Origin of the sequence: Streptomyces coeruleorubidus, assembly GCF_008705135.1 — a bacterium.
Taxonomy (GTDB): Bacteria; Actinomycetota; Actinomycetes; order Streptomycetales; family Streptomycetaceae; genus Streptomyces; species Streptomyces coeruleofuscus.
Genome location: NZ_CP023694.1, coordinates 2,094,147 through 2,106,995 on the forward strand (window position 1 = coordinate 2,094,147; position 12,849 = coordinate 2,106,995).

A 12,849-nucleotide genomic window follows, 5' to 3' on the forward strand; every position below is an offset into this window, starting at 1 on the left:
ATGCCCGCACGCCGCACGGCAGTCACCGTCGCCGCCCTCGGCGCCCTCCCGCTCGCCCTGACCGGGCTGACCGCCACGCCGGCGGCGGCGCACGGTTCGATGGGCGACCCGGTCAGCCGGGTCTCGCAGTGCTACGCCGAGGGCCCGGAGAGCCCCGAGTCGGCCGCGTGCAAGGCGGCGGTCGCGGCGGGTGGTACGCAGGCCCTCTACGACTGGAACGGCATCCGCATCGGGGACGCGGGCGGTCGGCACCGGCAGCTCATCCCGGACGGCAAGCTGTGCAGTGCGAACAACGAGCAGTTCAAGGGGCTCGACCTGGCCCGCGCCGACTGGCCGGCGACCGGGGTGCGCGGCGGCTCGCACACCTTCAGGTACCGCGTGACGGCCCCTCACAAGGGCACCTTCAAGGTGTACATCACCAAGCCCGGCTACGACCCGGCCAAGCCGCTCGCCTGGAACGATCTGGACCTGGGGCGCCCGGTCGCGACGGCCACCGACCCGGCCGCGTCGGGCGGCTTCTATACCTTCTCCGGCAGCCTGCCCGAGCGGTCCGGCAGGCATCTGCTGTACGCGGTCTGGCAGCGGTCGGACAGCCCGGAGGCGTTCTACTCCTGCTCGGACGTCAGCTTCGGCGGCGGTGACAGCGCGGCCGGCGGCACCGCCCCGGCCCCGACGGCCTCCGCTCCCACCAAGGAGCAGATCGAGGCGGGCAACGACAAGTCGACGATCGAGCACGACGGGCACGGCGACGACGACCCCAGCACCTCGGCCGAGCCGGCCGCGGCCCCGGAGAGCCCCGGCCCGGACCGGCCCACACAGGCCGAAGCCGCCCCGAGCCGGCCCACGCAGGCCGAGGCCGCTCCCAACCGGCCGAAGGCGGCCGGCGCCACGGAGAACCTCGCCGAGACCGGCGGCGACAGCGGCACCCCGTACCTCGCGATCGGCGGGGCGGCCGCGCTGGCGCTCGGCTCGTCGGCCCTGTTCCTGTCGGCCCGGCGCCGGACGGTGAGCGGAAGTCGCCACGGGCGCTGACCCAGGACTCGGGGCCTGTCCGGCGGCTCAGGCCGGACAGGCCCCGAAGTGTTTCCCTGTACGTGTACACGTGTCAGTCGAACGCCGACGCGCAGGTCGTGGGCCTGGCCCGCGCCGGGTCGAGGGCGTTGGCCACCTCGTGGAAGGCGACCCTGTCCAGCAGCCCGACGGCCACGTGCTCGGACAGGTCGGCCGGGCACAGGTCCTGGAGCAGGACGTTGCGCACGTCCGGCCCGCTCAGGTACTGGCTGCGCCACGGCGTGACCACCTGGTCGTACTTGGTGGCGATGACGGTGTAGCGGACGCCTGGCACGGTGTCGCCGCCCGCGTTGAGCCGGTCGAGGAAGTCGGAGCCGGCGACCTGGTCGGCGAGGGCGGGAGTGTTCTTCGCCAACAGGTCCCCGGCGCCCGGGAAGTACGGCAGCAGGTTGGTGAAGCCGTTCAGCGTGGTGCCGTGGTTGCTGGGCGCGATGCCGACCAGGGCGTTCACCTTGGCGGCTCCGCCGAGGAAGCGCAGGTAGTAGCGGGGCATCATGCCGCCCTGCGAGTGTCCGACGACGTCGGCCTCGGCCGCGCCGGTGGCGGCGAGCACCTTGTCGACGAAGTCCTTGAGCTGCCCGGCCGACTTCTCGACGGGTCCGAGGCCGTGGAAGAAGGGGACGCCCTCGAGTTGGCCGTAGTCGAGGGAGAAGACGCAGTAGCCGCGGACCTTCAGATAGGGGGCGAGGCCCAGCCAGTTGTCGACGGAGTTCCCGAGGGTGCCGTGGACGAGGACGACGGGGCGGGGATGGGCGGCGGACGGCTTGCAGGAGTAGTCGTTCCAGCCGGAGCTCGGGGCACCGGCGGTCCGGGCGGTGGCTTGGGCGGTGGTGGCGGGGGCGGTGACGGCCGCGGCGGTCAGCAGCAGCGCGGCCAGGGGTCTGAGCACTCGTTTCCAGGGCAGCATCGAGTGATCTCCTTGCGGCTCAAGGGAGGTGCGACGGCACGACGCCCTGTGATCCGGATCACGGGATGCTGTTCACTCGTCAAGTTACGAGCGAGTAGTCCAACTGGGAAGTTACGCGTCAGTAAAAACTTCCAGTGGTAACCGGCAGCGTGGGCCCGCCTGACGCCCCTTCACCAGGCGGGCCGGATGGACCCGTGCGGAGCGATCCGCAGCAACTGCTCCCCGAGCGCCCGCACTTCCCTCTCCCCCAGCGTGTCCCCCCATTCCCGCACGGCTTCCGCGGCCGCCTCCTCCGCCGCCCGCGTGCACTCCCACCCCCGCACGGTCAGCACGACCAGCCGCGCCCGCGCGTCGTCGGGGTGCGGCCGCCGCTCGGCGTATCCCTTGCGCACCATCTCGTCCACGAGCTGGCTGGCGGCCTGCTTGGTCACCCCGAGGTGGGCGGCCAGGTCGGTGACCGTCGCGCCGTCCGGGGCGAGCCGGGCGAAAGCGAAGCCGTGCGCGGGCCGCAGCCCCTCGAAGCCGCGAGCGACCACGCCCTCGTGGATGCGTTGCGTGAGCCCGCCGGCGGCGGCGAGCAGGGCGGCGGAGAGGGCCATGGCCTCGGAGTTCTGCACGCATGCATTGAAACACCCTTGACGAGGTGGTCAAGTAGCTTGACTATGTAGTCAAGCTACTTGACTACTTGGGAGGCCCTCATGCCCGTCGTCCGATCGTCCGAAGCCGTCACTCACGAGATCCACGGCGCCCGCTTCGTCTCGTACGCCACACCGCGCAGCGGGAGCAAGGAGCTGTGCGCCTGGCGCGGCGAGATCCCCGCCGGTCTCAAGGCGCCCGCGCACACGGTCAGCCGGGAGGAGATCTTCCATCTGCTCGACGGCGAGCTGCTGATCACCCTCGACGGCCGCACCGAGCGGATCGCGGCGGGCGACACGGTGATCATCAACCCCGGCGCCACCCTGACCGTCGAGAACCCCACCGACCGGACCGCGTACTCCTGGGTGACCACCTCCGTCGGCCTGGAGGCACGACTCGCCGACGGCACCCGCGTCGTGCCGCCGTGGGCCAACTGACGTCACGCAGAAGGATCTACGCCGCCAGTCCCGCTAGTCCCCCGGGCATCACCGCCCGCGGGCCGAACTTCACCCGTGCTCGGTCCGCGACCTCCTCGATGCGGCGGATCTTCTCGTCCACCGGGTCGAAGGTCAGCTGGTGGGAGGCCTGGTCGGCGGGGTCGAGCCCCTCGGCGCGCAGGGCGATCGCGCGGACCCGGGCGCGTTGCAGGCCGAGTGCCTCGTACATGCCGTACGCGGCCCTGGTCAGGTCCGGCGAGTGCGCGGTCGGCTCGGTCAGCGTGCGGCTGCGGGTAGTCGCCGAGCGGTCGGCGTAGCGCACGGTGAGGGTGAGCGTGCGGCAGACCTTCTCCAGGGCGCGCAACCGGGCGCCGATATCCTCGGCGGCCGACAGCAGGGCGCGGCGGTGGCGGTCCGGGTCCAGTTCGTCGCGGTCGAAGGGGCGTTCCGTGGCGAGGGAGCGGGAGACGGCGTTCGGTACGACCCGGCCGCGGTCGACGCCGTTCGCCTTCTCGTGCAGTTCTCGGCCGGCCTTCGCGCCGATCAGCCGCTGGAGCGTGGACAGCGGCGCGGCGGCGACCCGGCCGAGGGTGTCGAGGCCGTAGTCGCCCAGCGTACGGGCGGTCGCGGCGCCCACGCCGGGCAGCGCGGCGACGGGCTTGTCCGCGAGGAACTCCGCGATGGCCTCCTGCCCCTCGGGCACCGCACACGTCACCCCGGGCACGGCGTCGCGCAGCGCCACGCGGGCCAGCATCGGCCCGGGCCCGGCACCGATCACGCAGTCGACCCCGTACAGCGCGAGCGACCGCACCCGGATCACCGAGGCCAGTTCGACGGCGCCCCGCCCGAAGTACCGCTCGGCACCCCGCAGATCGGCCAGTGCCCCGTCCGGTGGCAGGGCCTGGACGACGGGGGTGAACTCCTCGAGCATCCCGAGCAGTCGGGGCAGGTCGGCCTCGCGCGTCGGAGGCAGCTGGAAACGTACGCAGAGGATGGTCATCCCGCACTCCCCGGACTCTGGTGCCACAACTTTCTTCCCACCGCGGACCCTTCGCCCGCGGGACGCAGATCGGCCCAGGGGTGCATCTCGTACCCCGTGGACATGCGGACCTTCCGCTGCTCCATCGGATCCTGGGCCGCCGAACCCGTGGGTGCGGGCGCCCCCTCCGAACCGGCGAGCCGCCGGCGCGCGGCCCCCTCACCGTCCTCGCCGGGGCCGCCGGAATCACCGGCGCCGGCCAGCCGGGCCGCGACTCCCTCCAGCCCCTCCTCCCGGCGCACCTCCAGCAGCTCCGCGAGGTTCCAGGCGGCTGCGCCCACGACGCTGAGGCTGCGCGGGCCGCGCCGCTGCACCACCCCGCGCACCAGCAGCAGCCAGGAGTGGAAGACGGTGTGGGCGCAGGCGTCGTGGGAGTCGTCGAAGAAGGCGAGGTCGACCAGGCCCGTGCCGTCGTCCAGGGTGCTGAAGATGACCCGCTTGCCGGACCGGATCGGCGGCGTCTGGGTGGCCGCCTTGGCGCCCGCGACCAGCACCGTCTCCCCGTGCCGGGCCTCGCGCAGCCGCCGCGCCGACACCACGCCCAACTCGTCGAGGAACGCCCGGTGATCGTCCATCAGATTGCGCGAGGCGTCCATGGACAGCACGCCCAGCTCGGCGCTGAGCCGCTCCGAGGAGGTGAGGTCGGGCAGTCCGGCCGGGGCGGTCTTCCGCCCGCCGGCCAGTGGGAGCTGGCCACCGCCCGCGCCCCGCGCGCCCCGGTGCAGCTCGGTCAGATGCAGTTGCAGATCACGGCGGTTGGCGCCGAACGCGTCCAGCGCTCCCACCTGCGCGAGCCGCTGGGCCAGCGGACGGCTGGGCCGGCCCCGCTCCCAGAAGTCGACCAGCGAGGCGTACGGCTGCCCTTCGGCGATCCGCGCCGCCTCGGCCTCACTGATGCCGTGCACATCGGAGAGCGCCAGCCGCAGACCCCATTTACCGGACACCAGTTCGATACGGTGTGCGACGCCCGACGTGTTCACATCCAACGGCAGCACCGGAACCCCGCGCCGCCGCGCGTCCGCCAGCAGCAGCCGCTTCGGATACATGCCGGGGTCGTGCGTGAGCAACCCCGCGTAGAAGGCGGCCGGGTGATGCGCTTTCAGCCACGCCGACTGGTAGGTCGGTACGGCGAAGGCGACCGCGTGGGCCTTGCAGAAGCCGTACGACCCGAAGGCCTCGATGATCTCCCACGTCCGCTGAATCGTTTCCGCGTCATACCCGTTCGCCGCCGCGTGCTGCGCGAACCACACCTTGATCCGCTCCTGCGACTCCGGATCCGACAGCCCGCGCCGCACCCGGTCCGCCTCACCGCGCCCGCAGCCGGTCATGATGTCGACGATGTCGATGATCTGCTCGTGGAAGACGACGACCCCGTACGTCTCCTTCAGCGGCTCCTCAAGATCCGGGTGCGGATAGCGGATCGGCGCCCGCCCGTGCCGCGCCTCGATGAACGGCCGCACCATGTCGGCGGCGACCGGCCCGGGCCGGAACAGCGAGATGTCGACGACCAGGTCGTGGAAGCCGGCCGGCTGGAGCCGCCCGACCAGGTCCCGCTGCCCCGGCGACTCGATCTGGAAGCAGCCGAGCGTCTCGGTGGACCGGACCAGCCGGTACGTCTCCGGATCCCCCGGCGGCAGGGCGTCCAGATCGACCCTGACGCCCGACACCCGCTCCACTTCCGCCACGGCGTGCGCCATCGCCGACTGCATCCGCACCCCCAGCACGTCCAGCTTGAGCAGCCCGAGGTCCTCGACGTCGTCCTTGTCGAACTGCGACATCGGAAAGCCCTCGCCGCTGGTCGGCATGACCGGCGTACGGGCCAGCAGGGAAGCGTCGGACAGCAGCACCCCGCACGGATGCATGGCCACTCCGCGCGGCAGCGCGTCCAGCGCCTCGACCAGCTCCCACAGCCTCCCGTACCTCTCCTTCTCCCCCGCCAGCGCCCGCAGCTCGGGCAGCTCCTCCAGCGCGGCGCGGGCGTCCCGCGCCCGGATATGGGGAAAGGACTTGGCCACACGGTCGATCTCGGCCGGATCCATCGACAGGGCGGCCCCCACATCACGGATCGCGTGCCGCACGCGATACGTCTCCGGCATCGCGACCGTCGCGACCCGCTCGGTGCCGAACCGGCTGATGATCGCGCGGTAGACCTCCAGCCGGCGCGCGGACTCCACGTCGATGTCGATGTCGGGCAGCACGACCCGCTCCTTCGACAGGAACCGCTCCATCAGCAGCCGGTGCTCGATGGGATCGGCGTGCGCGATCCCGAGCAGATGGTTGACGAGCGACCCCGCACCGGACCCCCGGGCGGCGACCCGGATGCCCATCTCCCGTACGTCGTCGACCACTTGGGCAACGGTCAGAAAATAAGAAGCAAAGCCGTGGTGAGCGATGATGTCCAGCTCGTGGTGCATCCGCTCCCAGTACTCCCGCCGCCGGTCGTACCCGCGCAGCACCATCCCCGCCGCCGCCCGCGAGGCCAGCGTCCGCTGGGCGGTACGGCGGTCGGCGCCGACCAGATGCGGCTCGGGGAAGTGGACGGTACCGATCCCGAGGTCGTCCTCGGGATCGACCAGGCACTCGACGGCCGTGGCCTCGGTCTGCTCCATCAGCCGATGAGCGGTGTCACGCCGGAACCCCGCGGCCTCCACGATCCGCTCGGCGGCATGCAGCATGGCCCCCGCGCCCTTGAGCCAGGCCTCGCCGGAGTCCAGCTCCTTGGTCGGGTCGACGGGCACCAACCGGCGCGCGGCGTCCAGCACGTCGGCGACCGGCCCCAGCCCCGGGTCGGCGTACCGTACGGCGTTGCTGAGCACGGGGCGGATCCGCTGCTCGGCGGCGAACCCGACGGTCCGGGCGGCCAGCCGCAGGGAGCCGGGACCCGTGCCTTTCCGGCCATGCCAGACGGCCTCCAGCCGCAGGGCGTCGCCGTAGACCTCCCGCCAGGGCACGAGCAGCCGCGCCGCACGGTCGGGACGCCCGGCGGCCAGGGCACGCCCCACATCCGAGTCGGGCCCGAGCAGCACGGTCACACCCTCGGCGTGATTGCGCTCCCAGGGCAGCAGGGGCGCCCCTTCCCCCTCATGCACCGCGGAGACGAGCCGGCACAGCCCGGCCCACCCACGGGCACCGTCCCGGGCGAGAAAGGTCACGCGGGGAGCCGACTCGTCGACGAAGGCGCCACCGCGCACGGGAGTCCGGCGCCGCCCCCGCCCGGCCCCGGGCTCGGGGGGCTCCGCTCCCGCCACCGCCAGATCCGCCCCGAACACCGGACGGACCCCCGCCTTCGCACAGGCCTTGGCGAACCGGACGGCACCGGCGAGCGTGTCGCGATCGGTGAGAGCCAGGGCGTCCATGCCCCGCTCGGAGGCACGCTCGGCCAGCCGCTCCGGGTGCGAGGCTCCATACCGCAACGAGAATCCGGAGACGGTGTGCAGATGCGTGAACCCCGGCACACGCACCTCCCGCACTCGTGAACCACACCGGCTCTCGAACATCTGTTCCCAGCTACCTCACCCCCACCATAGACCAATTCTCGAATGCATGTGCGACATCCGTTCGGCCCCGCCCCACCTGCGGAAACACCGGAACGCCCCCGACCGTGGAGGCATGCCGCACCGCTCGTTCCGCGACGAGGTGAGAGACGCCGTCACCCCGCGGGCCACCCTGCTCATCGTCGGCGTGATCGCACTCCAGCTCCTGTTCATCGCCTCCTACGTGGGAGCGCTGCACGACCCGAAGCCGAAGGACGTGCCCTTCGCGGTGGTCGCCCCCGGAGCCGCGTCCGATCAGGCGGTGACCCGACTGGACCGCCTGCCCGGCTCTCCCCTGGACCCCCGCGCACTGCCCGACGAGTCCACGGCCCGGAGCGAGATCACGAACCGGGACATCGACGGCGCCCTGATCATCGACCCCACCGGCACCGACACCCTCCTGGTCGCCTCCGGCGGCGGCAGGGTCCTCTCCACCACCCTGACCACCCTCGTCACCACCCTGGAGAGATCGGACAAACGCACGTTACGGACGGTCGACGTCATCCCGTCGGCCGCCCACGACCCCAACGGGCTCTCGTCCTTCTACCTGGTGGTCGGCTGGTGCGTGGGCGGCTACCTGGGCGCCGCGGCCCTGGCCATCAGCGCGGGAGCCAAGCCGTCGAACCCCCAGCGCGCCGCGATCCGCCTGGCGGTCATGGCCCTGGTCGCGATCCTCGGCGGCCTCGGCGGAGCCCTCATCGCCGGCCCGGTCCTCGACGCCCTCCCCGGCAGCACAGCAGCCCTCTGGGGCCTGGGCACCTTGATCATTTTCGCCGTGGGCGCGGCCACCCTGGCCCTCCAGGGCGTCTTCGGCACGATCGGCATCGGCCTGGTCATCCTGCTGGTGGTGATCCTGGGCAACCCCAGCGCGGGCGGCGCCCTGCCCCCACCCCTCCTCCCACCCTTCTGGAAGGCCATCGGCCCGGCCCTGCCCCCGGGCGCCGGCACCTGGTCGACGCGCTCGATCGCCTACTTCGAGAACAACGCCCTGACCACTCCCATCCTGGTACTGGCGGCATGGGCAGTGGTGGGAGCGGCGATCACGGTGGCGGCATCCGCGACCCACCGCAAGGCGCAGTAGCCCCGCGAAGGCGCTACGCGAACCCCCACCACACCGGCCCAGGCCACCGCAGGCACCCCGCCCGACCACCGGAGGCCGGCGGCAAACGCAAAGTCCCGCCCCTCACACAAGGGGCGGGACTTCACAAACCCAGAACCAGAGCTCAGCCGATCTCGGTCCCGGTAGCCGACAGCGCCTCCGTCACAGGCTGGAAGAACGTCTCCCCACCGGACGTGCAGTCACCACTGCCACCGGACGTCAGCCCGATCGCGTTGCTCCCCGAGAAGAGCGAGCCACCACTGTCACCGGGCTCCGCGCACACGTCGGTCTGGACCAGACCGTTCACGATGTCGCCGTTGCCGTAGTTCACGGTGGCGTCCAGCCCCGTGACCTTCCCGTCGTGCACCTGGGTGGTCGAGCCGCTCCGCGTGACCTCCATGCCGACCGTCGCCTCGGCGGCGCCCGTGATCTTCTGCGTCGAGCCGTTGTAGAGGTTCACCTCACTCGGGTGAGCCACCTCCGCGGTGTACTTGACCAGCCCGTAGTCGTCACCCGGGAAGCTGGAGTCCGCGTTGGTGCCGATCTCCTTGCCGCTGGAGTCCGACCACGTCGAGATGCCCTCGGTGCAGTGCCCGGCGGTCAGGAAGAACGGCTCGCCGCCCTTGACGACGTTGAAGCCGAGCGAGCAGCGGCCGCTGCCGCCGGTGATCGCGTCACCACCGGCGATGAAGGGCTTGTACTCGCCCTTCGTCCGCTTGAGTTCGGCCTTCGCACCGAGCCCGTCGACGACCTTCGTGAGCTTCGCCCACTCGGCCTTGGACACCGTGCGGTCGGCGGTGACGACGACCTTGTTGGTCGTCGGGTCGGTCACCCAGGAGGTGCCCGGAATCGTCGCGTCCTGCTTCAGCGTGCCGCGGGCGCTCTTGAGTTCGGCGAGAGAGTTCGCCACGACTCTCGCCTTGGCTCCGGCCTTCTCGACGGCTTCGGCCGCGGCCTCGTCGAGCACGTTCACCACGAGCTTCTTGCTCTTCGTGTCGTAGTACGTGCCCGCCGCGTCGGCGCCGAGGTCCTCGGCCAGCGTCGAGGCGAGCTTTCCGGCCGCCGTGACCGACAGGGTCCGGGGTGCGGAGGCCTCCGGGGTCTCGCTCGCGTTCGCAGTCTGGAAGGTGACTCCCGCGGCGACCAGTGCGGCGATACCGCCACCTGCCACGGCTGCACGCCGCTTGGGTATGCGTCGGTGCTTCAACTCGCGTCCTCCTGTGGGGGGTCGGCCCGAGAGGTTGTGGGGACCTCGCGAACCGGAAGGCTTTGTTGACGAGCGCCCACTATTCCGAGGACAACGGGGAGCACACAAGGTCGAGTTCAGGACGCGCGTAGATTACGGAACACACGCCCCCTCATTTTGACCGTCCACGGTCAAATCGGACCAACTCACACCCGCTTCACGCGCGTTCACACTGCAAACACTACGCGTGAGTAACGTGTGCCCACTCTGTGAGGTCTGGCAGTGGCTGAAAATCGCCCGTCTGGCCAGCCTGCGGCAACCCCACTCAAAGCCCCCGCACCCCATCAACTCACGTGATACCGCCTAAAAAAGGGGAAACCCCCGCACGCAGTGCGTGCGGGGGCACAGAGACTCAGCCTGCTACCGACCGGGACCGCCCGGTCTAGTACACGCTGACCCCGTAGGCACTCAGGGCCTCCGTGACGGGCTGGAAGAACGTCGTACCACCGGAGGAGCAGTTGCCGCTGCCGCCGGAGGTCAGGCCGTAGGCGACACCGTTGCTGCCGTAGAGCGACCCGCCGGAGTCACCGGGCTCCGCGCAGACGGTGGTCTGGATCAGGCCGGAGACGATGTCCCCGCCGCCGTAGTTGACGGTGGCGTTGAGGGCGGTGACACGGCCGCTGCGCGTACCGGTCGTGGAGCCGTCGCGGATGACGGTGGTGCCCACGCTCGGGGTGGCCGCGCGCGTGATGTCCACGCCGTTCGCGGTGCCGGGACGGCTGACGGAGCCGCTGTAGCGGACGAGGCCGTAGTCGTTGCCCGGGAAGCTGGAGCCGGCGGTCGAGCCGATGACCGTGGTGCGGCCGGAGTTGGAGTACCAGGTGCCCGCGCCGTCGGTGCAGTGACCGGCGGTCAGGAAGTACTCGGTGCCGTTGCTGGCACGGACGTTGAAGCCGAGGGAGCAGCGCCAGCTACTCGCATAGATGGCGTCGCCGCCCTGGATCAGCTTGTTGAACTTGCCGGGGGTGCGCTTGATCGTGAGCGCGTCGGCGTTGGCGCCGGCCTGCTGCTTGATCTTCGCTATCTCGGCCTGGGTGACCGTGCTGTCGACGGTCAGGAGCACGCGGTTGGTCTTGCTGTCGACGGCCCAGGCGGTGCCCGGGATGTCGGCCTTCAGGAGGGAGCTGCTGGCGCTCTTGAGCTCGGTGGCGCTGAAGGTGGCGGGGGTGTCGGACGCGTTCGCGCTGGGGATCGCGATCGCGGCGGCGGCCACGAGGCCGGTGGAAACGGCGATCAGCCGGGTCCGTCTCGTAATGCCGCTGCGGGGGGTGGTGCGCTTGATCCTCACTTTTCGTTCCTCCACAAAGGAAGTAGGGGGCCCTCGTGGGGTTTCGGGCCCGTGAGGCGCAGTCCGGGACCGGCTTGTTCGGATTCCGAACCCGCCGTGCCCCTGACAAGCGCTGGGGGGAGTATTCGGCCGAACGGCCGGTAGGCGCAAGAGGGCCTTTCGGCCGCGGCCTTTTGAAGGGCTGTCACAAGGCCGCGACATGACGGGCGATCGCACCCCTTCCGCAGCAGCGCGCAAGGGATACGGCAAGAGTCAGCCGCCTCAGGGGCAGCAGCAGTCGCACCCGTCGCAGTCGCAATCCCGGCAGCAGCCTTCACGCTTCTTGCGGGACCACGGCCCCTCGTACTCCTTGGCGCAGCACAGCTTGCAGGTGCAGCACAGCAGCCAGAACATCCCGCAGCCGGCCCAGAACCCGCGTCGCCCCCGGGGCGGCTGGGGCGCCGGCACGCCGCCACCGAAACCGCCGCCGCCGCCGTACCCTCCTCCCCCACCTGCGTACGGGTTTCCTCCATGACCCGCGTACGGGTTTCCGCCACCGCCGGCGTACGGGTTCTGCGGAGCACCGTGCGGCCCCTGAGGCGGCTGCTGCCCGTACGGGCCGCCCTGGTGTGAGGCGCACACCGGCACCGTGCCGAACGCCCGGTCCACCGAGCGCCGCAGTTCGTGCACGAGCAGCAGATGCACGAGCTTCGCGTCGGTGAACTCGGCCTCGCGCAGTGCGAGCCGCACCCCGTGCACCGCGTCGTCGGCGAGCCGCCGGGCCTCCGCGAGTGAGGTGCCGGTCGCGGCGATCGGATTCCAGGCGCCTGACGCGGCGTCAGAGTTCAGATCCTCCACGGCGTCCAGCAGGTGGGCCAGCCGTCCGAAGAGGCGTCCGGCCTCGGCGAGCGGTCCGGCGTTGTGCGGCCGGCCGGCGATGACCGCCGTGTGCGCGAAGGCGGCGGCGGTCGCGGTCTCGGTCGGTTCGGTGACCGTCAGGATCGGCGTGCCCGGCCCGGCGAGTGCCTCGATGCCGCCCTGCCGGTCCACGGCGTCGACCAGGACGGCCGTGTCGAACCCGACGGCGGAGCCGGTGCGCGCCCCGGCACGGTCCCAGCCCGCGGCGACCCGGCGTGCGGCGCGTGCGACCGGCGCGCGGGCGAGCAGTCCGTCGCCGTCGGCGACGTGGTCGCGCACCTTGGCGGAGGCGAGCACCAGCGACACGGCCGCCGCGAGCCGCGCTCCCTCACCGTGCGCGACGGACGCGGTGCGCATCCCGCGCAGCGGGCACGGACCCGCCGTGCGCCGCCCCACACCACTCGACGCGCCGGGCGTCCGCGCCACCTGAGCCTCCGTCAACACGGAGACGAGAAGCCCGTCATAGTTCGTGACGATGCGCGCGAGCTGACCGTGGTCCCCGCGCAGCGCGAGACACAGACCGCACAAATGCGCCATCCACTGGGCCGTGAGGCTCTCACCGAGCCGGTGCCGACAGGGCCTGACCATTCCGAACACGACGTCCCCCCGGTTCTCCGTACGATGTTTGGCGCCGCATGGTATCGGCCATCGCGTTCACCCGTACGCACCGCTCATCACCCGTACGCCGCGAAGAAT

10 protein-coding genes are annotated in these 12,849 nt (G+C 71.5%); 3 read left to right on the forward strand and 7 right to left on the reverse strand.

Features of this window, described 5'->3' with window-relative positions; all coding sequences use genetic code 11:
* On the forward strand, nt 1-1,032 hold the full coding sequence (locus tag CP976_RS09820; RefSeq protein ID WP_150479990.1) for a lytic polysaccharide monooxygenase auxiliary activity family 9 protein: 1,032 nt from the start codon (nt 1-3) through the stop codon (nt 1,030-1,032).
* Between the two features lie 73 nt (nt 1,033-1,105).
* Here the strand turns inward: CP976_RS09820 and CP976_RS09825 are convergent, their stop codons facing one another.
* Nucleotides 1,106-1,978: an esterase/lipase family protein gene (locus CP976_RS09825; protein WP_150479991.1), complete on the reverse strand. Its 873-nt coding sequence runs from the start codon at nt 1,976-1,978 to the stop codon at nt 1,106-1,108.
* Between the two features lie 170 nt (nt 1,979-2,148).
* Complete coding sequence (locus tag CP976_RS09830; RefSeq protein WP_150479992.1) at nt 2,149-2,595, reverse strand: MarR family winged helix-turn-helix transcriptional regulator; 447 nt, start codon at nt 2,593-2,595, stop codon at nt 2,149-2,151.
* An 81-nt stretch (nt 2,596-2,676) separates the two neighbouring features.
* Here CP976_RS09830 and CP976_RS09835 point away from each other — a divergent pair, with 81 nt between their 5' ends.
* The gene (locus CP976_RS09835; RefSeq protein WP_150479993.1) at nt 2,677-3,051 is read left to right on the forward strand and encodes a cupin domain-containing protein; all 375 of its coding nucleotides are present in this window, start codon (nt 2,677-2,679) and stop codon (nt 3,049-3,051) included.
* Nucleotides 3,052-3,067: 16 nt separating this feature from the next.
* On the opposite strand, the gene CP976_RS09840 is transcribed toward CP976_RS09835, so the two are convergent.
* Both CP976_RS09840 and CP976_RS09845 read right to left on the reverse strand, forming a co-directional pair.
* A complete protein-coding gene (locus CP976_RS09840; RefSeq protein WP_150479994.1) occupies nt 3,068-4,051 on the reverse strand; it encodes a DNA polymerase Y family protein in 984 nt (327 codons plus the stop codon).
* The gene (locus CP976_RS09845; protein ID WP_150479995.1) at nt 4,048-7,545 is read right to left on the reverse strand and encodes a DNA polymerase III subunit alpha; all 3,498 of its coding nucleotides are present in this window, start codon (nt 7,543-7,545) and stop codon (nt 4,048-4,050) included. Before CP976_RS09845 ends, CP976_RS09840 begins: the two co-directional genes overlap by 4 nt.
* Before the next feature lie 154 nt (nt 7,546-7,699).
* Here CP976_RS09845 and CP976_RS09850 point away from each other — a divergent pair, with 154 nt between their 5' ends.
* Nucleotides 7,700-8,704, forward strand: a complete 1,005-nt coding sequence (locus tag CP976_RS09850) for a DUF3533 domain-containing protein (RefSeq protein ID WP_150479996.1) — start codon at nt 7,700-7,702, stop codon at nt 8,702-8,704.
* Nucleotides 8,705-8,846: 142 nt separating this feature from the next.
* Here the strand turns inward: CP976_RS09850 and CP976_RS09855 are convergent, their stop codons facing one another.
* From CP976_RS09855 to CP976_RS09865, 3 genes are all read right to left on the reverse strand, one after another.
* A complete protein-coding gene (locus CP976_RS09855) occupies nt 8,847-9,929 on the reverse strand; it encodes a S1 family peptidase (protein ID WP_150479997.1) in 1,083 nt (360 codons plus the stop codon).
* A 421-nt stretch (nt 9,930-10,350) separates the two neighbouring features.
* Nucleotides 10,351-11,256, reverse strand: a complete 906-nt coding sequence (locus CP976_RS09860; protein WP_150479998.1) for a S1 family peptidase — start codon at nt 11,254-11,256, stop codon at nt 10,351-10,353.
* Nucleotides 11,257-11,517: 261 nt separating this feature from the next.
* The gene (locus CP976_RS09865) at nt 11,518-12,750 is read right to left on the reverse strand and encodes a DUF5685 family protein (protein ID WP_190146980.1); all 1,233 of its coding nucleotides are present in this window, start codon (nt 12,748-12,750) and stop codon (nt 11,518-11,520) included.
* Nucleotides 12,751-12,849: the final 99 nt, after the last annotated feature.

Bases quoted from the DNA above. Each gene is read 5' to 3' on its own strand.
- CP976_RS09825 (WP_150479991.1), bottom strand. From the start codon at position 1,978: ATGCTGCCCTGGAAACGAGTGCTCAGACCCCTGGCCGCGCTGCTGCTG.
- CP976_RS09835 (WP_150479993.1), top strand. From the start codon at position 2,677: ATGCCCGTCGTCCGATCGTCCGAAGCCGTCACTCACGAGATCCACGGC.
- CP976_RS09850 (WP_150479996.1), top strand. From the start codon at position 7,700: ATGCCGCACCGCTCGTTCCGCGACGAGGTGAGAGACGCCGTCACCCCG.
- CP976_RS09840 (WP_150479994.1), bottom strand. From the start codon at position 4,051: ATGACCATCCTCTGCGTACGTTTCCAGCTGCCTCCGACGCGCGAGGCC.
- CP976_RS09820 (WP_150479990.1), top strand. From the start codon at position 1: ATGCCCGCACGCCGCACGGCAGTCACCGTCGCCGCCCTCGGCGCCCTC.